Source organism: Arthrobacter sp. TJ-263 (assembly GCF_058269155.1).
This window is the reverse complement of record NZ_JBZCNE010000001.1, coordinates 1,047,931-1,069,081: the sequence shown is the minus strand read 5'-3', so window position 1 is coordinate 1,069,081 and position 21,151 is coordinate 1,047,931. Positions and strand designations below refer to the sequence as shown.

Here is a 21,151-nt window from a genome sequence, read left to right as displayed (position 1 = left end):
GCGTCCGTCAGGCCCATCGTGGCGGGTTCCCGGCGCGTACGCAGCCCGTCCGGCGACGCCGTCGGTCCTGCCGCCCCGGCCCGAGCAACAGAGAGACTTCATGGCTATCTTCACTGATCCGATCCGCGAGTTCGCCGGGTTCGAGCCCGGCGACGCCGAGTGGCTGCACCTCCTGGTCGGGGACTGGCAGATGGTCGCCGACCTCGCCTTCGCCGACCTCGCCCTGTGGTTCCCGTTGGAGGGCGGCGGGTACGTCGCACTGGCGCATGCCCGGCCGTCGACGTCGCACACCGTCTTCCACAGCGACTTCGTGGGGGAGCGGATCCGTGCGGATCTCCAGCCGCTCGTCGACGTCGCCTGGTCGTCCCAGAAGATCGAACGCTCGGGTGAGACCAACTGGACCACCGAGATGGCGATGCGGGTCGAGGCCGTCCCCATGGTGCGCAACGGCCGCACCCTCGCGGTCGTGACGACCCACATGGACCTGTCCAGTTCGAGGATGCCCTCGCGGCTCGAACTGACCTACCGCCAGTGCGCGTACGACCTCCTGCGCATGGGTACGCTCGGGCTGTGGCCCGACTTCGCCACGCCGACGGGGTCCCGCCGGGGCGCACCCCGGGTGGGGGACGGGCTGATCAGGCTCGACGTCGACGGCATCGTCCAGTACGCGAGCCCCAACGGGGTGTCGGCCTTCCGGCGCCTCGGCGACGTGGAGACCCTCGAGGGCCGCCCGCTCGCCGAGATCACCACGGGCCTGCTGAAGGACCGGCGCATGGTCGACGAGACGCTGCCCCTGGTGGTGACCGGACGGATGCCGTGGCGTACGGAGATCGAATCCCGCGGCGTCAGCCTGTCCCTGCGGGCCATTCCGCTACGGGACGAGAAGGAACGCTTCGGGGCCCTCGTCCTGTGCAGGGACGTCTCGGAGCTCCGGCGCCGCGAGATGGAACTCGTGTCGAAGGACGCGACCATCCGCGAGATCCACCACCGCGTGAAGAACAACCTGCAGACCGTGGCCGCGCTGCTGCGGATGCAGTCCCGCAGGATGGTCAGCGAGGAGGGGAAGCTCGGCCTCGAGCAGGCCATGCGCCGCGTGTCCACGATCGCGCTGGTGCACGAGACGCTGTCCCAGGGCCTCGCCCAGAGCGTCGACTTCGACGAACTCATCTCCCGCCAGTTCCGCCTGTCCGCCGAGGTGGCATCACCGTCCCAGGCGGTCCGGACCGAACGGAGCGGGGATTTCGGGGAGCTCCCGAGCGACCTCGCGACCCCGCTGGCCCTGGTGATCAACGAGCTCGTCACCAATGCCGTCGAACACGGCCTCTCCGGCCGGGCCGGGACGGTGTGGCTCAGGGCGAACCGGAGGACGGAGGAGGACGGCGCGGAGATCCTCCGGGTCACCATCGAGGACGACGGCGTCGGCCTGCCGGTCGGCGGACACGCGGAAGGCCTGGGCCTGCAGATCGTCAGGACGCTGGTCACCAGCGAACTCGACGGGACGATCACGTGGAGCACGCGTCCGGGCGGCGGTACGTCGGTCGCCCTGGAGCTGGGACTACGCCTCAACCAGGGATCCTAGGCGGACCGGTTCACGACGGTGCCCGCACTGCGGGACCCGGACGACGAAGGGCCGCCCACTGGGCGGCCCCTCGTCGATCGACGGCACATGCGCAGGGCAGGGTACCGTCGGCGCCGGACCGAGGAATCGGTCCGGCGCCCTTATGAAGCGCGGCGGGCCCTTGCAGCCCTGCGCTTGAGCGCCCGGCGCTCGTCCTCACTCAGCCCGCCCCACACTCCGGCATCCTGCCCGGATTCGATGGCCCACTGCAGGCAGGTGTCCTGCACCTGGCAGCGGCGGCAGACGCTTTTCGCTTCCTCGATCTGGAGGAGCGCCGGTCCGGTGTTGCCGACCGGGAAGAACAGTTCCGGGTCCTTGTCCAGACAGGCCGCGCGACTACGCCAATCCATGGTGATCACATTCTCCTTCAGCCTCACGCATCATGCGTTTGTGAAAACATTCACGAGGGGGCTCATAGTAAAGGGGCCGATTTCGGCCCCCGGGATTCAACTGAGTTAACGCTGTCACGTAACCAACAGGTAAACAAGGGCTTGACGGGTCTAATTGGATCGACGGGTGAGTGGTTTGTCACAGCGATGCCTGCTATAGGGGTCTCCGGCGGTCGTCGGCGGGTCGGGTAGGGTTCGAGAGTGGCCACCGATCCAGCCCCGCAGCGGGCTCCCCGACCGCCCGGCGTCGTCCTGATCGCCGCCGTCCTGGTGCTCGAAGCGATTGCGCTCCTGGCCCTGTCTGTCGGTTTCTTCCTGTCGATCTTCGGGATGGACCCGATCTCCGTCGGGGGATCGGTCTTCATGACCGTGCTGCTCCTGCTGGTCGCCGCGGGCCTGGTGGCCATGGCTGGGAACCTGGCGGCAGGCTTCCGCTGGCCACGGTCGCCCTCCCTCGTGCTCCAACTGTTCCTGGTGATCCTGGCCTTCCCGTTCTTCACGGCCGGGAATCCGCTCGTCGGGCTCCTCCTCATCGCACCGGCCGCGGCGGTGATCCTCTCCCTCTTTTCGAAGCCCGTCGTCGATTTCACGACCCGGGTGACGGGGTCGGGAAGAACGCTGTAGGCCGCGCCGGGGGACGGCGGGGTTCTGCTCCCGAGAAGTCCTCCTGGTCCTCGTCGAGCGGTCCCTGCGCCAGCTGGACCTCCACCGTGCCCGACGGGTCGCAGGCGAACCCGCGGCCCGGGGGCGGGGATCCCCCCGGTTCGAGGCGGACCCCGAGGAAGTCGCCGTCGCCCGGTGACCGCGGGGACAGCACGAACCCCCGCCCGAGTCCGCGCACGTGGACGGCCAGAGGGGCCCGCACCACCAGGGACGGACCCGGCACGACGGTGAGGACCGCGGCAGCGCCCTGTGCGATGAGCCCTGCGAGCGACTGATGGACGTCGGCGGGAAGCTGGTCGGCATCGTCGACGAGCAGGAGGCAGTCCTTCGCCGACGGTCCGGCGCCGCGTTCGGCGAGGTCCCGCCAGTAGCCCAGCGACTCCGCGCTCGCCCCGCCGTCCGGTGGCGCGAAGACGGCAGGACGCGGCCGGAGCCGGGACGCCGAATCCCTGAGCACCCGGATCGCGGTGGTGCGTCCCGTCTTCGGGTGGCCCAGCACGAGGAAGACCTCGCCGGGCCGGAGGCTGATCGCGTACGGATGGAGGTCGTCCCCGCACAGACCCACGGGAAGATCGATCGACCCCCGCCGCGGTCCCACCCCGGATCGCCGGTGAAGCCGGGCCACCTCGACGGTGGACGGTAGCGCATGGACGGGGAACGGCGCCTCGGCAGGGGGAGTGACGAGCTGATCGGGCCGGGTGCCGTCCTGCACGAGCTGGCAGGAGCCGTCACCCCAGGTGCCGGTGATACGGCCCTGCGCGAACCCCCGGCCCGCAACGGCATCCACGGGTGGCATCTTCGGCCAGGCCATGGTCGTCTCCGGCTGGGCGCCCAGCGGGACGTAGACGCGATTCGGGAGGAGGGCGAAGAACCGTGCCGTCGTCAGGTCCCGGTCCCCGCCGATGCAGACCGTGACGCCGCGCGCGGAACCATCCCGGACGAGCGAGTGCAGGTCCTCCTCCGCCCGAGCGACGCGGCCCTGGCGGAACTGGCTGCTCCACCGCCCCCAGCCGGTGACCACGAGGACGATCCCCGGACCGTCCTCCGGCCCACGGCCCGAGAGACCCGCGAGCCTCTCGAGGACGCGGCCGGCACGCCTGGTCTCGTCCGACCGGACGTAGGCGCCCACCTGCGGGTTCGCCGAGCAGCCGACCAGGCTGCCGTCACCGTCGAGGAGATACAGGTGGACATCGGGATCGACGACCGGCAGGCGCCCGGCGACCGCCGCGAGGGCCTGCGTCGTGCCGCTGCCCGGGAGTCCGATGAAGGCGAGGTGGGAGTGGTGCTGCGGCCGCCAGAGCAGGAGCCGCTGGTCCTGGCGGTCCGGGAAGTCGGCGACGCCGAGGGCAACCCCGGCGCCGCCCGGACCGGAGGCAGCGGTGTCGCCCTCCGCCGTGGCGGGCGGGAAGGCGTCGCACGCCGTCGAGGTGAGCGCGGCGGGCAGGGGCGGCAGGACGGGCCGGCGGGGCGGGGGAGCGGCGTCCCCGGCGGCAGCGGACCGCAGGGCATCGACCGCCCGATCGAGCACGCGGGAGGAGGGCTGCTGCCGGGCCTCCTCCTCGGCGTCAGGTGCTGCCACCCGGGCGGGACCCGCTGACGGGCCGCCGATGTGGCCGGCGACGTCCTGCAGGCCCGCGGTGCGGTCCACCGCGGGCACCACCGAGGACGACGCGACCTGGAAGGCGATGGGGGCCTCCGACCCTCGGCGCAGGAAGGCCCGCCCGGGGGTGTCGACGGGTAGGTCGGCGGCGGCCGACGTCCCGAGGAGGTCCTGCGACTCCATCGGGGTCTGGACCCTGAGGAGCACGGACGAGGTGATGTTCGCCCTCAGGTCCGGGGTCACGGCACCCTGGGCTCTCTGCGTGGCCAGGACCAGGTGCACGCCGAGTGACCGGCCGAGCGAGGCGATCCTCATGAGATCGGGGATCGCGGTCGGGACGTCGTCGCTCAGCATCCTGAACTCGTCGATCACGATCACCAGGCGCGGAGGGCAGGAGGCTGGTGCGACGCGGCGAAGTGCATCCAGGTCCTGGGCGTCGTGCACGGAGCACAGGCGTTCCCGCCGGAGCAGTTCCGCTCGCAGCGATGTCAGGGCCCGCCCCGTGGATTCGGACGACAGGTCGGTCAGACTGCCCACACAGTGCGGCAGGGACGCCAGCGGTCCGAGGCCGGAACCGCCCTTGTAGTCGACCAGGAGCAGCGTGAGGTGCCGGGGCGGCTGATCGAGGGCGAGTGCGAGCACGAGGGTCCTCAGGAATTCCGACTTCCCGGAACCGGTGGTGCCGGCGACCAGCAGGTGCGGACCGTCCTTCACGAGATCGATCGACAGCGGACCGTTCCCGGACCTGCCCACCCGGGCCGTGGCGTGCTCGCCGTCGGACGCCGACCATCGGTCGGCGACCGCCGGTGCGAGCGTGTCCGGCCTCAGGTCCTCCGACCAGAGGGAGTCGGCCACCGGCAGGGCCGTATCGGCCCGCGTCCTCCGACCGGCGGCGGGCGGTGCCGGATCCAGCGCCGCCGCGCGGGCCAGTGCCCGGGCGGTCCGCTCGAACGTCCGCGCCGAGACCCCGTCAGGACGCACCTCGTGGTCGCGGCCGCCCAGACGGACCCACGCGGTCCCCGCCGTCAGCGTCATTCCCTGCCCCCCGTGCCCCCCGTCGCGTCCGGGGAGGGGTCGGTCCGATCGTGATCCGGCCGTGAAGCGGATGACGACGACCCTCGCGGCGCCGGCGAGCGCGGGCAGGTCCTCGGAGAGCTGGAACACCAGCAGCAGCAAGGCCTGTGCCGCGAGCGAGGCAAGGACGCCCCGGTCATGCGTGAGGTGCACGTTCGGCAGGAAGCGGGCGTGGTGCGGGAGGTCGCGGGCCGACCCCCAGCACACGACGGCCGGGGCCGCTGACCGGGGGTGGGCGGTCTGGAGCAGGAGGGCCCGCAGGACGCCCTGCACCCTCCCGGCGTCACCGGTGATCGTGAAGGGACCGGCGCAGGGGGTACCACCGGCGTCCGCGGCCCTCGAGCACGGGAGGAGGAGCGGGACGGCCTCCAGCATCGGGGGCGTGAAGGGCGGATCCGGACGCCGGGCGGTCAGGTTCGCCGGCTGGTCCGCCCTGCCGAGCCGCAGCAGGACGAGATCCGGTTCCGGCCTCGCGGCGCCGCTCGCCCCCGACGGCGGACGGCGGGACGCACGGACGGCGTCGAGCCCCGTCTGACCGGGATCGGGTGTCGCGCTTTCGCGCCTCGCGCGGTCCCGTCCGGCGGCGTCGCGTACCTCGTCGTCGAAGACGGCCGCCTTCCGGCGATACGTCATCAACGGCACGAGCCCCGTCACGGCGGAGAGTGCACTGAAGGCGAGGAAGAACCACATGCCGGTGGCCAGCGCGAGGACGACCCCGAGGGCGAGTGGCAGGACCGCTGTCAGGATCAGGATGCGCGACGGCCTGCCCGGCAGCTCCGCGATGACGGGCAGGGGCTCGAGGACGTCCCGGGGGTCTCCCGCCGTCCATCCCGGATCATCGATCAGCTCGATCCTGCACCGGCTCCCTCCGACCTGCAGGTCCGCCGCGCTGGTGATGTCCGCCGTCGTGATCCTGGCCTCGTCGACGAAGGTCCCGTTCGCCGACCCGAGGTCCTCGAGGATGATGGCGTCCTCCGTCACCGTGAGCACGGCATGATGCCGGGAGAGGGCCGGATCGGCGATGGCGATCTCGGCGGCCGCGCGTCCGATGACGTACCTGCCACGTGTCAGGGGGATGACCTGGCCGGCGTCCGGGCCGGTGTGGACGACGAACGCGAGGTGGGGGAGCGATGCCGGGGCGGGGGGACCCGGCGGTGCGCCGCACACGATGACGGCACCCTGCGGAAAGTCGCCGGAGTGGGGGCGGAGGGCGGCCAGCGGTCGTCCGTCCACCGTGAAGGGCCCCGGGTACCCGGACGACCCGAGCCGCTCCGCCAGGGCGGCGCCGGTGCGGAGGGCATCGGTGTCGACGACCATCTCCCGGACCGCGAACGCTGTCCCGGGAGCGCCCACGAGCGTGACGTGCAGATCCATCGGGAACCTCCTGGGACGGGAACTCCTCCCGAGGTTAGGGCGCGATCGGGCGGGCCCCGATCAGGGCCCTCCCACTGTGGACAACCGCTCCCGGCGCAGGCCGGGGTACTCGCGCTCCGCGACTCCTAGCCCCACCCAGCGCGGCCTGCCGGGACGACACGGGTTGCCCCGGTACAATCGTTCATCGTGTCTACCGAGAAGAACCTCCATGGCTGTCGCTGAGGCGAGTCCGACCGCTGCTCCCCGGAGCGGACCCGGCGGCTCCGACCGCGGTTTCCGTCCCGAGGTGCAGGGCCTCCGCGCGCTCGCCGTGCTGATGGTGGTGTGCTACCACATCTGGTTCGGTCGGGTCTCGGGCGGTGTCGACATCTTCCTGCTGATCTCCGCCTTCCTCCTGTCCCTGTCCTTCCTGCGGAGGATCGAATCGGGGAAGCCTCTCGACCTCGCGCGCCACTGGCTGCACCAGTTCAAGCGGCTCCTGCCCGCGGTCGTCGTCGTCATCATCGGTGTCCTCGGCGCGAGCTATGTCCTGGTGCCGCAGTCACGGTGGCCCGACATCATCGAACAGTCCTGGGCGTCCCTGTTCTACGTGCAGAACTGGGTCCTGGCCTCGAACGCCGTGGACTACTACGCCGACGACCACAGCCTCGCCAGCCCCCTCCAGCACTTCTGGTCCCTCTCGGTCCAGGGCCAGGTCTTCATCCTGTGGCCCCTGCTGTTCCTCGCCAGCGCGCTGCTGGCCCGCCGGTTCCGGCTCAAGGTGCGCGGCGTCGTGCTGCTCGTGTTCGGGATCCTCTTCGTCGCCTCGCTCGGCTTCTCGATCTGGGAGACGTACACGAACCAGGCCTACGCCTACTTCGACACCCGCGCCCGTCTCTGGGAATTCGCACTCGGGACCCTGCTGGCCCTGTCCCTGCCGTTCCTCCGGCTGCCACGCGCCCTGCGCATCCTCGCCGGATGGGTGGGTCTCGCCGCGATGCTCAGCGGCGGCTTCATCCTCGATGTCCAGGGCCAGTTCCCCGGGTATGTCGCCCTGTGGCCGCTGCTGGCCGCGGCACTGGTGATCGTCGCGGGCCAGACCGGCAGTGCGATCGGCGCCGACCGCTTCCTGTCGGCCAAACCCCTGGTCCGGGTGGGGGACCTGTCCTACGCCCTGTACCTCTGGCACTGGCCGGTCCTGGTGCTTGCCCTCATCTGGCGGGACCGGACCTCACCCGGGGTCCTGGGCGGTCTCATCGTCATCGCCGTGTCGCTCGTGCTCGCCTACCTGACCATGCGCTTCGTGGAGCGTCCGGTGCGGGCCCTCGCCTGGGCGGACAAGCGACGTCGTCGCGCCGTGATGGTCCTGGCCGTCAGCGTGGCGCTCGTCGCAGCACCCCTGGCCGGCTGGCAGCACGTCATCACCCAGCAGGCGCGGGACCTCGCGGCGAATGCCGATACGAACAATCCCGGCGCGCTGGTGCTGGACCCGCTCCTCGGCCTGACCGCTCCCGAGGGTGTGCCGCTGATCCCCGCCCCGACCGAGATGGACAAGGAGTACTTCCAGCTCGACAGTGTGTGCGCCGGGGACGACGAACCCGCCGATGAACTGATCCGGAGCGAGTGCTATGTCATCATGCCTCCCTCCACGCCCGTGCGGGAGATCATCGTCGTCGGTGATTCGCATTCCCAGCAGTGGTCGGCCCCGCTCGCCGCCATGGCGCAGGAGCGGGGCTGGAAGATGACCTTCGTCCTGCTGGGAGGATGCAAGTTCGGGTCGGGTCCGGAGGGGCGCACGCCCCAGTGCGAGCAGTGGAACGCGGCGGTGACCGATTACGTCCTGGCCCAGGCGCCCGACCTCGTCTACACCGTCGGAACGGTCGCCCGGCGCGACGATCCACAGGACGTCCTGCCGGCCGGTTTCGCCCAGACAGCAAGGATGCTCGGCGACCGCGGTATCCAGGTGGTGGCCGTCCGGGACAACCCACGCTTCGAGACCAGCAGGGTGCTCTGCGTCGAGACGCAGGGCGCGGACAGTCCCGCGTGCAATCCTGCCCGCGCGGATACCCTCAGCGATCAGCCCCCGGTCGCCGAGTTGCTCGAACAGGCCCCGAATGTCGCCTTCCTGGACTTCACCGACTACCTGTGCCGGGACGAGGACTGTCCGGCCGTCGTCGGCAACGTCTTCGTGTACATCGACGACAACCATGTCAGCGCAACGTACCTCCGATCCATGCTGCCGGTGTTCACCCAGCGCTTCGACGAGGCAGTGCGTCTGTAGGACGGTCGCGGCGCGCGCGGGGGTCTCACCGCCCCTCCCGTTGGAAGGCCCCCGGCTTCCGTCGGGTAGCCTTGAGCGGGTATGTCCGTCGTCAGAATCAATCCAGGAGCACTCGTGAACGTTGACCTCGTAGTTGTGGGGTCGGGCTTTTTCGGCCTGACCATTGCGGAAAGAGCGGCCACCCAGCTGGGCCTCAAGGTGGCCGTGCTCGACCGTCGGCACCACATCGGAGGCAACGCGTACAGCGAGAACGAGGCCCGCACCGGGATCGAGGTCCACCGGTACGGGGCGCACCTCTTCCACACGTCCAACGAGCGCGTCTGGGACTACGTCCACAACTTCACCGACTTCACGAACTACGTGCACAAGGTGTACACGCGTCACAAGGGCGAGGTGTATCCCATGCCGATCAACCTCGGTACGATCAACCAGTTCTTCCGCTCCGCGCTCGGCCCCGCAGAGGCGCGGGCACTGATCCAGGAGCAGGCGGGTGAACTCGCCGGCACGGACCCCCAGAACCTGAACGACAAGGGCATCCAGCTGATCGGCCGTCCGTTGTACGAAGCCTTCATCAAGCACTACACGGGCAAGCAGTGGCAGACCGACCCCAAGGACCTGCCGGCCGAGATCATCTCGCGCCTCCCGGTCCGCTACACGTACGACAACCGTTACTTCAACGACAAGTACGAGGGCCTTCCGGTCAACGGCTACACGGCCTGGATCGAGCGCATGGCGGACCACCCGAACATCGAGGTCCACCTCAACACCGACTTCTTCGACGAGGGCGGCGCGTACTCGCGCTCGTCGACGCTCGGGCAGGTCCCGGTCATCTACACCGGCCCCGTGGACCGGTACTTCGACTTCGCGGAGGGGGATCTCTCCTGGCGGACCATCGACCTCGAGGAGGAGGTACTCCCGGTCGAGGACTTCCAGGGATGCTCGGTGATGAACTACCCCGACGAGGACTCCGCGTTCACGCGCATCCACGAGTTCCGCCATTTCCACCCGGAGCGCGACTACACCAAGGACGCGACGGTCATCATGCGGGAGTACTCCCGCTTCGCCGAGAAGAACGACGAGCCGTACTACCCCATCAACACCTCCGAGGACCGCGCGAAGCTGCTCGCCTACCGCGACCTGGCGAAGGGTGAGAAGTCCGTGCTGTTCGGCGGCCGCCTGGGGACCTACAAGTACCTCGACATGCACATGGCGATCGGTTCCGCCCTCGCCATGTTCGACAACAAGGTCGCACCGCATTTCACGAGCGGGCAGAAGTTCGAGAGCGGCGGGGTCGACGCATGACCATCGGAGCGTCGGAGGACATCAGCAGCACGGCCGCGTCCGACACGACCGAGTACCAGGTCATCCATAAGATCGTGCTCCCGGTCGAAGGGGACACCGACGTCCTCCCCCTCTACGTGGACTTCAATCCGGCGCGGCGCGTCGTGGACCCCTCGCGACGTGCGATCCGTCTCGGGGCACCCAAGACGACACCGGCGTTCCCCGTCCTGAGCCACCAGAGGTCCGACTTCATCGCCGGACGCACGAGTCTGAAGCTGCCGGCCCACCGGAGGGTCTCCCTCGGCACCTACTTCAACGCGTTCCCGGCCAGCTACTGGCGCCGCCACACGCCCGTACGCTCCGTCCGGCTCCGTGTCGAGGTGGAGGTGGAGGCCGGCAGCGAAGCGTCGGTCATCGTCTACCGGTCGAGCCCGCGCGGTACCTCCAACAGGGTCGACAGCGCGACGACGACGACGAGTGGCGAGCTCGTCTTCGATCTGCCGCTGGCCTCGTTCGTCGACGGCGGCTGGTACTGGTTCGATCTCGTCGCACACGACGAGGAGGTGACGTTGTCGCGCGCCGACTGGTCCGTGTCCGCAGCTTCGGCCCGCAGCCAGGGGTCCCTCTCGATCGCGGTGACCACCTTCAACCGCCCCGAGTATGCGGTGCGGCACATGAACACCCTTGCCAGTGACCCGGATCTGCTCGGGGTCCTCGACCGCCTGGTGATCATCGACCAGGGTGACGACAGGGTCACCGACCAAGCAGCGTACGCAGCGGCCGCGGAACGTCTCGGTGAGCGGTTCCGCCTCGTGGAACAGGCGAATCTCGGAGGTTCGGGTGGCTTCGCACGGGGGATGGAGGAGGCCCTGCGCGCCGAGGACAGCGACTACGTCCTGCTCCTCGATGACGACGTGAGCATCGAGACCGAAGGCGTTCTCCGCGCCCTGCACTTCGCCAACTACACGACCGATCCCACGATCGTCGGTGGTCACATGTTCAACCTCTACGAGCGGGCTGTCCTTCACACCTTCGGCGAACAGGTGGATCGTCGTCGCTTCTTCTGGGGACCGGCGGCGAAGAGCCTCGAGGGGCACGATTTCTCCGAGCGGAATCTTCGCATGACGCCGTGGATCCATCGACGGGTGGACGTCGATTACAACGGCTGGTGGATGTGCCTGATCCCGCTGCACATCGTCCGTGAAATAGGGCTCGCCCTGCCGGTCTTCATCAAATGGGACGACGCGGAGTACGGGGTACGCGCCCAGAAGGCGGGCTTCTCCACAGTCACCCTCCCCGGCGCCGCGGTATGGCACATGCCCTGGACGGAGAAGGACGACACGATCGACTGGCAGGCCTACTACCACCAGCGCAATCGATGGGTCGCCGCGCTCAGCCACTCCCCCTTCGACCGCGGAGGGAGGATGCCCTTCGAGAGCCTCGCCCTCGACGTCCGGCACCTCCTCTCGATGCAGTACTCCGCTGTCGCTGTCCGTATCCAGGCCCTCGACGACGTCCTCGAGGGGCCGTCGCACCTCCACGCCACCCTGGGGGAGCGTCTCCAATGGGTCAGGGCGGCCCGGCGCGAGTTCACGGACGCACGGGTCATGCCGAACAGGTCCGACTTCCCCGAAGTGCGGGAACGGAAGAACCAGCAGCACATCCAGGAGCCGGCGACGGTCCTGGAGTCGCTGGTCCGCGCGGGCCTTGCGCTGGGGTCGCAGTGGCGGCCGGTTCCCGGCGACGCGGCAGACCGACCCGCCGTCGAGGTCCCGGCCATGGATGCGCGCTGGTGGCGCCTCACGCGCTTCGATTCCGCGCTGGTCACCGCATCGGACGGGACGGGTGTGTCGTGGTACCGGCGGGACCGCGCGATGTTCTTCTCCCTCCTCGGCAAGACGCTCTCGCGGCACTGGAAGCTCGTCAGCAACTGGTCCGAACTGCAGGCACAGTACAGCGGTGCCCTGCCCGAGTTCACCGGTCGCCAGGCATGGAACACGACATTCCGCCGGTTCTCCAAGGAGATCGAGGGAGACACGGCAGATTGAGCAACGGGGTGCGAGGATCCGCAGCGGATCTGCCGGGCGCCATGCAGACACCGGGTGCCGGTGGCGGACTCGCGGCGGTCCTGAAGAACCGATTCCTCCTCCGGCTGCTCGTGCGGAAGGAGATACGGGTCCGCTACCGCGGGTCCGTGCTCGGTCTGCTGTGGTCGTACCTCAAACCGCTCCTGCAGTTCTCGGTCTACTACATCGCACTGGGGATCTTCCTCAACCTGCAGGGCACGACGGAGAACTACGCCATCTACCTGTTCTCCGGGATCGTGCTCATCAACTTCTTCACCGAGGCCTTCGGCAACGCCACGCGATCCATCGTGGAGAACCGGGATCTGATCAAGAAGATCTACCTCCCTCGCGAGCTGTTCCCCATCTCGGCCGTCTGGGTGTCGGCGGTGCACTTCGTCCCACAGGCCCTCGTCCTCGCGGGCGCCTGCCTCGTCGTCGGATGGCGTCCGGATCTCCTCCAGCTGTTCCTGGTGCTCGTCGGCTTCCTGATCGTCGCCTGCCTCGCCAGCGGGCTCGGCCTGCTGTTCGGAGCGGTCAACGTGTACTTCCGGGACGCGGAGAACCTCGTCGACATGATCCTCATGGTGGTGACCTGGGCGTCACCGGTCCTGTACAGCTGGGTCCTCGTCAGCGACGCCCTCGGCAGCTGGTTCTTCCTGTACCAGCTCAATCCCATGACCGTGGCGGTCGAACTGTTCCATCTCGGCTTCTGGGTCCCCACCCTCGGGGACGGGACGGCCGGTTCCGCGCTGATGCCCGACCTCCTCGGTCTGTGGGTGCCCGTCGCCGCCGTCGTCTCAGTGATGATCCTCGTCCTCGGTCAGTTCGTCTTCCGACGCCTGTCGGCCAACTTCGCCCAGGAGCTGTGAGGATGTCCACCGACGCGATCATCGCCACCGGCCTGCAGAAACGGTTCGTCCTCCGTCATACCCGCTCGCTGAAAGAGGCCTTCGTCTGGTTCGTCCGCGGGCGCAGGGGTGAACTCGTCCAGAAGTTCAAGGCGCTCGACGACGTCGGGTTCACGGTGCGGACGGGGGAGACCGTCGCCTTGCTGGGCCTCAACGGATCGGGCAAGTCGACTCTCCTGAAGCTGATCTCCGGGGTGCTGCAGCCGGATGCAGGAGTCATCCGCACGCGAGGACATCTCGCCGGGCTCATCGAGGTCGGGGCGGGCTTCCACCACGACCTCAGCGGGCGGGAGAACGTCTACCTCAACGGCGCTATCCTCGGCATGTCCCAGCAGGACATCGAGGAGCGATTTGACTCCATCATCGACTTCGCCGAGATCGGCGAGTTCATCGACACCGAGGTGAAGTTCTACTCGTCCGGCATGTACCTCCGCCTCGCGTTCTCGATCGCGGTCCACACCGATCCGGACATCTTCCTCGTCGACGAGATCCTCGCCGTCGGGGACGAGCCCTTCCAGCGGAAGTGCCTGGCGAAGATCAGGGAGCTCGCCGCCGCGGGGAAGACCCTCATCGTCGTGAGCCACGACCTCGACCTGGTGTCCAGTGTCTGCGAACGCGGGATCCTCCTCGAGAACGGACGGCTCGTGAAGGACGGCGACGTCGCATCCGTCGTCTCGGAACTCAGACAGCGCGCAAGCGACCATTAGGAAGAGCCCGATCGGACCTCGCCGTCGTCGGGAACGACGCAGGCACCGGGAATGCCAGGATTTGATGAGAGGGAAGAATTTTGAGACATGAGAGCGCCGGTGAGGCTCATCCGATGATGAGCCGACGCGCCGTCGTCCTGGGGATGCTCGGGCTGCCGTTCATCGCCACCGCGTGCACCAGCGGCAACGAGGACCCGGGGGCCGGGACGGACGTCTTCCCGATCGATGTGACGCATCATTTCGGGGTGACGACGGTCGAGGAACGGCCGGTCCGCATCGCGACCTTCGGCTTCGCTGCCGCGGACGTCTGCCTCGCACTCGGGATCGCGCCCCTCGGCATGCCGGGGTCGAACGCCACCCCCTGGTACAACCTGCGGCGCGTCGCCGAGGAGACCCTGATGCCGGTCCTCTATCCGGATGATGTCGATCTGGCCCTCCCCGCGATCGAGGACCTCGAGCCGGATCTGATCTTCACCCTCGGTGCCGACATCACCCGCGAGCAGTACGGCCGGCTCTCCGAGATCGCCCCGGTCGTCCACGGGACGACTGCGGGGAAGCCCTCCTGGCGTGCGACGGTCGATCAGGTCGCACGGGCGATCGGCCGGTCCGGCGAAGGCGCCGAGCTCATTCGTGACACCGAGCAGCGGATCACCGCGTCGGTCTCCGACTATCCGGATCTGCCCGGGACCACCTTCCTCGTCGTCGAGGCCTTCACCGCGGCCGGGGCCGACCTCGGGGTCTACGGTGCCGCGTCCGGACCCGTGCGCATCCTCGAGGAGTTCGGGATGAGCGTCGCGCCGTTCCCGACCGGCATGGAGGAGGGCGGTGAGTTGGTGGACGATGTCTTCGGACGCGTCGGACAGGTCCGATGGCCTCGCGCCCGGGCGGACGAACTGCGCGCACAGGTCCTCGTCCTCGTCGCGGAACGAAGGCGGGCCCAGGAACTGGCGGACGAACTCGCGGGAGATCTCGATCCGGCACTTCAGGTCGTGCTGGCCCCGAAGGACGAGATGGGCGCTGCGATGATCATGGTGTCCCCGCTGAGCATCGAGTGGCTGGCGCGCAACTTCGTCCCCGTCCTCGCAGAGGCCGCATTCGACGTGCGCCGGTAGTCCGGCGCCCGGGAGAACCCGGGCCGGGTACGCCCTGATCCCTGACGGGCCGGTGCTGCATGGTTTACTTGTCACGTGCGAAGGACAACAAGACCTGCTGTCCTTGTCGCAGTGCTGGCCACCGTCTACTCCGGGTTCAGGATGCACACGCCGAGCTTCTGGGTGGACGAAGCAGCGACGATCAGTGCCATCGATCGCAGCCTGCCCGACCTGTTCCGTATGCTGGGCAACATCGATGCCGTGCACGGCTTCTACTACCTCCTTATGCGGGGGTGGGCAGCACTCTTCGGCCTGTCCGAGTTCGCGCTCCGATCACCGAGCCTGATCGCCATCGGTGTGGCCGCGGGGCTGGTGGTCGCCATCGGAAGACGGATCGGAAGCCTCGATTACGGCCTGACCGCGGCTGCCCTGATGGTGTTGCTGCCGAGGACCCAGTACATCGCCACGGATGCCCGCTCCTACGCCCTGGCGCTTGCGGCCGGTGTCGCTGCGACCTACTTCCTCGTTCGCGCCCGCGAGCTGCCGCGGCGGCGGTTCTGGGTCGGATACGCCGCGGCGGGCCTGCTGGCGACCCTCCTGTCCTTCTACACGGTGCTGGTCTTCGTCGCTCACGCCGTGACCGTCTGCCTGGACCGGAGACTGAGGGAGAGCTGGCGTCCCTTCCTGGCAACGAGCCCGGCGTGGCTGATTCCCACGGCCTGCCTTGCCGTGATCGGCACGACCCAGCAGTTCCAGATCGCATGGATACGCCCGATCGACGGCGGCGTCGTCGCGGAAGTCGCCCTCCTCCAGTTCTTCAGCGACGCCTACCTCATGGTCGACGGTGACATCGCCCCTCTGCCGACGCCGGGCGAGAACCTCACCATGGTCGGTCTCGCTGTCCTCCTGTGGGGCATGACGATCGTGGGGTCCCTGCGGCTGCGGAAGCATTTCGCCGGGACGCTGGCGTTGCCCCTGCTCGTGGTCCCTCTGCTCTGTGTCATCGGCGGGTCCCTGCTGCTTGGTTCGCCGTACTATCTGCCCCGCTACCTCTCGTTCGTTCTGCCGGCCGTCCCGCTGCTGGCAGCAGCGGTGGTGCTCCCTGTGCGCGGGTTCACCTCCCGTGGTGGACAGCAGGCACCGTCCGCCCGCCGGGACCGTCGGGCAGCGGTGGGTGTGCTGGCTGCCGTCGCCGTGCTGGCCCTCCCGTCCTATCTGGGCCAGCGGACGGAATACGGCAGGAGCCCGGAGGACGACTTCCGCTTCGTGGCGGACACGATCAGGGATGAGACCAGGACCGGGGAAGCTGTCGCCCTGACCGTGGATTCCGGCCTCGGCCGTATCGCCTACAAGGACTCCTTCGCCGGTCTGGTCGACGTCACGGTGGGGACCAGCGCAGATGAGTGGGGGAGGATCTACGATCAGCGCTTCGAACTGGAGGCCGTGAAGGACGAAGTCCTTCCGCACGATGTCATCTGGGTGGTGCATTCGAGGGGCGAGGTCGCCCCGGAGCGGACGCTCACGTCCTTGGGCTACCGCGCGGAGGAGCGCTTCGAAGGAACAGGCAGTGCGGTGGTCAGGTTCGTCCGCGAGGAGCCGTGACGTGCCCGCCGCCGTCGTGACCCGAGGGCCACGTCACGACGAGGCGCAGCCGGCACCGGCAGGTCGGCGAGGCTCGATACCCGTGGCGTGGGGGAGGATGTCCCTGCACGCGCTGATCGAGGCGGAACGTGGACCAGGGCGGAACGTGAACCCCGGCGCTCCGCGTCACGACTCCGTGCAGGCCTCAACACGGTAGAGGCGGGCGTCTCCTTCTTCGGCGACGAGGGAGATGCCGGGGGCACTCCCGTCCTCCAGGGCCAGGAAACCGATGTACGGTTCGTCGCCCGGCACGATCTCCTGATCACCGAAATCAAGAGCCCAGACGGCGCCCTCACTCGTGATGGCATCACAGACCGACACGTTGTAGCCTGCCTCGTCCCAGTGGTCGAGGAGTGTCTGCTCGTCGTCCGTGCGGTCACCGAAGATGTGCGGCGCGGTGGTGCGCCGGTCAGCGAGGGCGTAGACGAGGGACGCGCCGGTCCGGGGGTTGCCGACGATCACGTCTCCGGCCGGAACGAGATCGGGGACGCGCTGCAGGAGGGCGAGCTCATCGGTGGTCAGGAGCGGAGATTCCTCCTCGAGCGCGAAGACCTCCTCCATGCGGTTCTGGACCCCGGCCAGGGTTCCCCCCTGGGTCCCCACGCCGAGGACGAGGACGACCGCCACAGCAGTGATCGGACTGCTCAGGACCCTGGGCACCGCGTGCCGGGCCCGTCCCACAGTCGAGGAGCTCGTACTCCCGGAAATGCCCTCGTCCTGCGCCATGCGCTGCTGCGCGATACGCCGCAGGAGACCGGTCAACCACTCGGCACCCAGAACGCTCAGGGGAAGCGTGACGACGGGAAGCAGCGCCGCAAGGCGGAAACTGTCGTTGTACCAGACCCCGGTCAGGAAGGTCCGGAACCACCCCAGGCTCCAGCTCGACACGATCATGTACAGCACGCCCCCGATGACGAACATCATGAGGATCCACCACATGTTCCGGAACTGCCGGGCCGCGACGTAGATTCCGGCGACCGTCAGGATCAGGAGCACCCACGCCGTGGTCGCACCCATCGGCGCACTCCCGAGCACCTCGCCGATCGCCCGGGCATTGGTCTGGAAGGGCGTCCACGGGGCGAAGGCCAGCGATGGCCGGATCTTCAACCACGCAACGAGCGTGATGCCCGCATAGACGACGAAGAGGATGCCCCAGAGGACGGGGCGCGAGCGCTCGCCCGTCCCGTCACGGCGTCCCTGAATCTCCCGCACAGCCCTTCCCGCCACTACCGGCCCGGCGAAGGCCAGAAGGGCGAGGAGGGTACTGGGGTGGGCGAGAGCGAGGCCGGGAAGGACCGCGGCCGCAAGCAGCAGGGCCGAGACGGAGAGTGAGCGACGACGCCCAGGGGTCATGCCGAGGGCCTCGACAGCCAGCCCCAGGGCTGCGGGCAGCAGGGCGATGGCTGCGTGGTTCGGGTAGAGGACCCCGAACGCGACCATCATGTACGGGAAGCCGCTCATGCCCGCGCACAGGACACCGGCAGCAAGCAAGGGGATGGGCCGGTAGCCGACGACCCGGCTGATCAGGAACACGCAGGAGAGGGGCCACACCAGGGCCCCGAGAACGATCGTGCCGGTGTTGACGGCGACAGGCACGGAGGTGCCGGTCATCATGACCACGAGTGCCATGAGATCGTGCATGGCAGCGGGGTAGAAGGCCTGGGAGGCTTCGGTCAGGTTCCCGAGGGTCAGCGCCGAACCGTTCTGGGTCTCGGCGATGTGTTTGATCGCATTCAGGTGGTACACGTTGTCGAACGTCTGCGAGAAGTTCTCCGGAGCCCCGAAACCCGCGATGTACCGGCTCCCGATGATCACGGCCGGGAACGCGACGGCGACCGGGATCAGCATCCTCGTGATCCAGGTCGGGAGCCCGTCACGGGCCATCGGCTGGTTGTCCACGAGGGCCAGATCCCCGTACCGGCGGACCGATCGGAGGCCGGCGGAATCCTTCCGGAGGAGCAGCCAGCGCGCGAACAGGACCACCGCAGCGAGGCCCATGGAGAAGACGAGATACGACACCGGGTTGAACGCCACTCCGAGGAAGGGCAGGACCACTGCGAGGCACGAGCCGATCGTCATGGAGATCGGGGCCGACAGGGCGGCGAGGCTGAGCCTCCTGACGCCGGCTGCCGCCAGGACGAGAAGTCCCGGCCCGAAGAATACGAGTACCGTGCTAGCGAAAGCAGGGGCAGTGGCCCACCAGCTCATATGGTCATTCTCCTCGTCGTGTTCCTGAGGGCCGCGTTCGGAGGACACAGCGGTAGCCCTACGAGAAGATCGTTGCCCTCCGTGGCCCTCCCGAGCCGGGGAATCCGGTGGCTTGCCTGAAGCCCACCAGACCATGATTCGCGGCTCCCACGGGCTCAGCACCGGGGTCGCGACGCCTGTTGCTATGATTGCACATCATGGGTAACAGACCGCCTTCCGGCATCCTGATCGTCATGCCTGCCTGGAATGAAGCAGAGGCGATCGGTGACACCATCAGGGACATCAGACGAGTGGAACCCGGAATGGACATCCTCGTGGTCGACGACGGATCACGGGACGACACGGCGAGGATCGCAGCGGAGGCCGGCGCCGTCGTGCTGCGGCTCCCCTTCAATCTGGGCGTCGGCGGGGCCATGCGGACCGGTTTCAAGTACGCCATCCGCCACGGGTACTCGGGCGTGATCCAGGTCGACTCGGACGGGCAGCACATGCCCGAGGAGATCGCGAAGGTCGTGAGGGGCCTGGAGACGGCCGACATCTCCATCGGAGCGCGGTTCGCCGGCAAGGGGGACTACCAGGCGAAGGGGCCGCGCCGCTGGGCCATGTCCCTTCTCGCCATGGTCATCTCCCGTGTGGCGGGTACCAGGCTGACCGATGTCACCTCCGGATTCAGGGCCGTGAACCAGCGCGGGCTGCACCAGTACATCGATCATTTTCCGGCGGAGTACCTCGGTGACACGGTCGATTCGCTCGTCGTCGCCCTCAAGTCGGGTTGTACGGTTACCCAGGTGCCCGTCGAGATGCGGCCGCGTCAGGCCGGCACCCCGAGCCAGAGCCCCTGGAAAGCCTCGATCTACCTCGCGCGGTCCGGGCTGGTCCTGTGCTTCGCCCTCGCCCGGAGAAGCACTCCGCGAGACCAACACGCTCCCTCGACCGGGGACATAGCAGGAGAAGGACCCGTACCCGTATGAGCGTGGCACTTTCACTGTTCTCCTCCATCCTCATCGTCGTGGCCGTCCTCGTGATGCTGCGGAACGGGAAACTGCGGGAGAAGTATGCGATCCTCTGGCTGGTGATCGGCAGCCTGTCGATCGTCCTGGCGCTGTTCCCCAGTATGTTGGAATTCGCGGCAGACGCGGTGGGCGTGATCATCCCGGCCAATCTGCTCTTCGCACTGGCCATCCTCCTGCTCCTGGGAGTGTCCCTGCACGTATCCCGCGAGTTGACGATCCTCGAGGACGAGACCCGGATCCTCGCAGAAGAGGTATCGATCCTCCGTTCGGCGGTGGAGCGGTTGAGCGGCTCGAATGCAACCAATGTCCCTCGGGACCGGACCGACCACCCCATGAACTTTGACCAACAGAGGAAAGACCAATGACTATTGACGTGATGTTCCCCTACTACGGGGATGTGGCGATGATGAAGGCGGCCGTCCAGTCCGTCCTCGATCAGGAATACCGTGACTTCGTGCTGACCATCGTCGACGACGGGTTCCCGGACGATTCGCTTCCCGCCTACTTCAAGGACCTGACGGACTCGGATAGTCGCGTCCGGTACTTCAGGAACGAGGTCAACCTCGGCGCGAACGCGAACTACCGGAAGTGCCTGTCCCTCATCGAGCACGACTACGTCGTGATCATGGGAGCGGACGACCTGATGCTCCCGAACTATCTCTCCGTGGTGCACGAGGGGTTCGACGGGCAGTCCGTGGACATCATCCAGCCCGGCGTGGACGTCATCGACGAGAACGGGACCGTCTACGAGCCGATGGGCGATCGGGTCAAGAGCTACCTGCGCCGTCGGCTCGTGGGGGAGAGCGCGAGTGCGGTCGTGGAAGGCGAACCGCTCGCCGCGAGCCTCCTCACCGGAGACTGGCTGTACTTCCCGTCCCTCGCCTGGCGGTCCGAAGCCATCAAGCGTCACAGCTTCCGGGAACAGTACGACGTCGTTCAGGACCTCGCCCTGGCGACGGACATCATCATGTCGGGCGGGAAGATGCTCGTCCTGGCGGAGACCTGCTTCCTCTACCGGCGCCATCGCGAGTCCGATTCCTCCGTGCGGGCCCTCGACGGCCGCCGGTTCGCCGAGGAGCGCGCCTTCTTCGACGAGTGCGTCAAGGATTTCCGGAAGCTCGGATGGGAGCGGGCTGCCACGGCCGCCGGCCGGCACGCGTCGTCCCGGCTCCACGCACTGACCCTTCTACCGCAGGTGGCTCGACGCCGTATGTGGGGCGGGATGCGTAAGCTGACCGCTCACGCCCTCGCCAGGTAG

The 21,151-nt window shown here is 68.3% G+C and carries 15 protein-coding genes; 12 read left to right on the top strand and 3 right to left on the bottom strand.

Annotated features, from left to right (window positions below; translation table 11 throughout):
• Positions 1-100: 100 nt before the first annotated feature.
• Positions 101-1,579, top strand: a complete 1,479-nt coding sequence (locus AC4D2F_RS05045; RefSeq protein ID WP_104165882.1) for a sensor histidine kinase — start codon at positions 101-103, stop codon at positions 1,577-1,579.
• Between the two features lie 140 nt (positions 1,580-1,719).
• Here the strand turns inward: AC4D2F_RS05045 and AC4D2F_RS05040 are convergent, their stop codons facing one another.
• On the bottom strand, positions 1,720-1,968 hold the full coding sequence (locus AC4D2F_RS05040) for a WhiB family transcriptional regulator (RefSeq protein WP_055769355.1): 249 nt from the start codon (positions 1,966-1,968) through the stop codon (positions 1,720-1,722).
• 240 nt (positions 1,969-2,208) lie between these two features.
• Between AC4D2F_RS05040 and AC4D2F_RS05035 the strand changes: the two genes are divergently transcribed.
• Positions 2,209-2,631 carry a hypothetical protein gene (locus AC4D2F_RS05035; RefSeq protein ID WP_490909721.1) on the top strand — a complete coding sequence of 141 codons (423 nt, stop codon included), beginning with the start codon at positions 2,209-2,211 and terminating at the stop codon, positions 2,629-2,631.
• On the opposite strand, the gene AC4D2F_RS05030 is transcribed toward AC4D2F_RS05035, so the two are convergent.
• A complete protein-coding gene (locus AC4D2F_RS05030) occupies positions 2,594-6,718 on the bottom strand; it encodes an FtsK/SpoIIIE domain-containing protein (RefSeq protein WP_490909720.1) in 4,125 nt (1,374 codons plus the stop codon). The two genes, AC4D2F_RS05035 and AC4D2F_RS05030, sit on opposite strands and share 38 nt — an antisense overlap.
• 208 nt (positions 6,719-6,926) lie before the next feature.
• Between AC4D2F_RS05030 and AC4D2F_RS05025 the strand changes: the two genes are divergently transcribed.
• The 7 genes from AC4D2F_RS05025 (at position 6,927) to AC4D2F_RS04995 (ending at position 16,633) form a co-directional block, all read left to right on the top strand.
• Positions 6,927-8,978: an acyltransferase family protein gene (locus AC4D2F_RS05025; RefSeq protein WP_490909719.1), complete on the top strand. Its 2,052-nt coding sequence runs from the start codon at positions 6,927-6,929 to the stop codon at positions 8,976-8,978.
• 114 nt (positions 8,979-9,092) lie between these two features.
• Positions 9,093-10,280, top strand: coding sequence for a UDP-galactopyranose mutase (glf, locus tag AC4D2F_RS05020; protein ID WP_104165874.1), 1,188 nt, complete (start codon positions 9,093-9,095; stop codon positions 10,278-10,280).
• Entirely contained in the window at positions 10,277-12,307 is a 2,031-nt protein-coding gene (locus tag AC4D2F_RS05015) for a glycosyltransferase (protein WP_104165872.1), read from the top strand. The genes glf and AC4D2F_RS05015 overlap by 4 nt, the downstream gene beginning before the upstream one ends.
• A 41-nt stretch (positions 12,308-12,348) precedes the next feature.
• Positions 12,349-13,194, top strand: a complete 846-nt coding sequence (locus tag AC4D2F_RS05010) for an ABC transporter permease (protein ID WP_181033582.1) — start codon at positions 12,349-12,351, stop codon at positions 13,192-13,194.
• A 2-nt stretch (positions 13,195-13,196) separates the two neighbouring features.
• Positions 13,197-13,940, top strand: coding sequence for an ABC transporter ATP-binding protein (locus AC4D2F_RS05005; protein WP_104165867.1), 744 nt, complete (start codon positions 13,197-13,199; stop codon positions 13,938-13,940).
• A gap of 113 nt (positions 13,941-14,053) precedes the next feature.
• Positions 14,054-15,052 (top strand): ABC transporter substrate-binding protein, encoded by a 999-nt coding sequence (locus AC4D2F_RS05000; RefSeq protein WP_490909718.1) that lies wholly within the window; start codon positions 14,054-14,056, stop codon positions 15,050-15,052.
• Between the two features lie 111 nt (positions 15,053-15,163).
• Positions 15,164-16,633 carry a glycosyltransferase family 39 protein gene (locus AC4D2F_RS04995; RefSeq protein WP_490909717.1) on the top strand — a complete coding sequence of 490 codons (1,470 nt, stop codon included), beginning with the start codon at positions 15,164-15,166 and terminating at the stop codon, positions 16,631-16,633.
• 165 nt (positions 16,634-16,798) lie between these two features.
• Here the strand turns inward: AC4D2F_RS04995 and AC4D2F_RS04990 are convergent, their stop codons facing one another.
• On the bottom strand, positions 16,799-18,880 hold the full coding sequence (locus AC4D2F_RS04990) for a DUF6541 family protein (RefSeq protein ID WP_490909716.1): 2,082 nt from the start codon (positions 18,878-18,880) through the stop codon (positions 16,799-16,801).
• A gap of 197 nt (positions 18,881-19,077) precedes the next feature.
• Between AC4D2F_RS04990 and AC4D2F_RS04985 the strand changes: the two genes are divergently transcribed.
• Genes AC4D2F_RS04985 through AC4D2F_RS04975 form a run of 3 tightly spaced genes read left to right on the top strand, consistent with a single transcriptional unit; the run spans position 19,078 to position 21,151 of the window.
• The gene (locus AC4D2F_RS04985; protein WP_219815681.1) at positions 19,078-19,851 is read left to right on the top strand and encodes a glycosyltransferase family 2 protein; all 774 of its coding nucleotides are present in this window, start codon (positions 19,078-19,080) and stop codon (positions 19,849-19,851) included.
• A complete protein-coding gene (locus tag AC4D2F_RS04980) occupies positions 19,848-20,258 on the top strand; it encodes a DUF2304 domain-containing protein (protein ID WP_104165860.1) in 411 nt (136 codons plus the stop codon). Before AC4D2F_RS04985 ends, AC4D2F_RS04980 begins: the two co-directional genes overlap by 4 nt.
• Positions 20,255-21,151, top strand: a complete 897-nt coding sequence (locus AC4D2F_RS04975) for a glycosyltransferase family 2 protein (RefSeq protein WP_490909715.1) — start codon at positions 20,255-20,257, stop codon at positions 21,149-21,151. The genes AC4D2F_RS04980 and AC4D2F_RS04975 overlap by 4 nt, the downstream gene beginning before the upstream one ends.

What these genes read in the sequence shown, in the direction of transcription:
- AC4D2F_RS05045 (WP_104165882.1), top strand. Translation starts at nt 101, where the DNA reads ATGGCTATCTTCACTGATCCGATCCGCGAGTTCGCCGGGTTCGAGCCC.
- AC4D2F_RS05040 (WP_055769355.1), bottom strand. Translation starts at nt 1,968, where the DNA reads ATGGATTGGCGTAGTCGCGCGGCCTGTCTGGACAAGGACCCGGAACTG.
- AC4D2F_RS05030 (WP_490909720.1), bottom strand. Translation starts at nt 6,718, where the DNA reads ATGGATCTGCACGTCACGCTCGTGGGCGCTCCCGGGACAGCGTTCGCG.
- AC4D2F_RS05025 (WP_490909719.1), top strand. Translation starts at nt 6,927, where the DNA reads ATGGCTGTCGCTGAGGCGAGTCCGACCGCTGCTCCCCGGAGCGGACCC.
- AC4D2F_RS05015 (WP_104165872.1), top strand. Translation starts at nt 10,277, where the DNA reads ATGACCATCGGAGCGTCGGAGGACATCAGCAGCACGGCCGCGTCCGAC.
- AC4D2F_RS05010 (WP_181033582.1), top strand. Translation starts at nt 12,349, where the DNA reads ATGCAGACACCGGGTGCCGGTGGCGGACTCGCGGCGGTCCTGAAGAAC.
- AC4D2F_RS05005 (WP_104165867.1), top strand. Translation starts at nt 13,197, where the DNA reads ATGTCCACCGACGCGATCATCGCCACCGGCCTGCAGAAACGGTTCGTC.
- AC4D2F_RS05000 (WP_490909718.1), top strand. Translation starts at nt 14,054, where the DNA reads ATGATGAGCCGACGCGCCGTCGTCCTGGGGATGCTCGGGCTGCCGTTC.
- AC4D2F_RS04990 (WP_490909716.1), bottom strand. Translation starts at nt 18,880, where the DNA reads ATGAGCTGGTGGGCCACTGCCCCTGCTTTCGCTAGCACGGTACTCGTA.
- AC4D2F_RS04985 (WP_219815681.1), top strand. Translation starts at nt 19,078, where the DNA reads ATGGGTAACAGACCGCCTTCCGGCATCCTGATCGTCATGCCTGCCTGG.
- AC4D2F_RS04980 (WP_104165860.1), top strand. Translation starts at nt 19,848, where the DNA reads ATGAGCGTGGCACTTTCACTGTTCTCCTCCATCCTCATCGTCGTGGCC.
- AC4D2F_RS04975 (WP_490909715.1), top strand. Translation starts at nt 20,255, where the DNA reads ATGACTATTGACGTGATGTTCCCCTACTACGGGGATGTGGCGATGATG.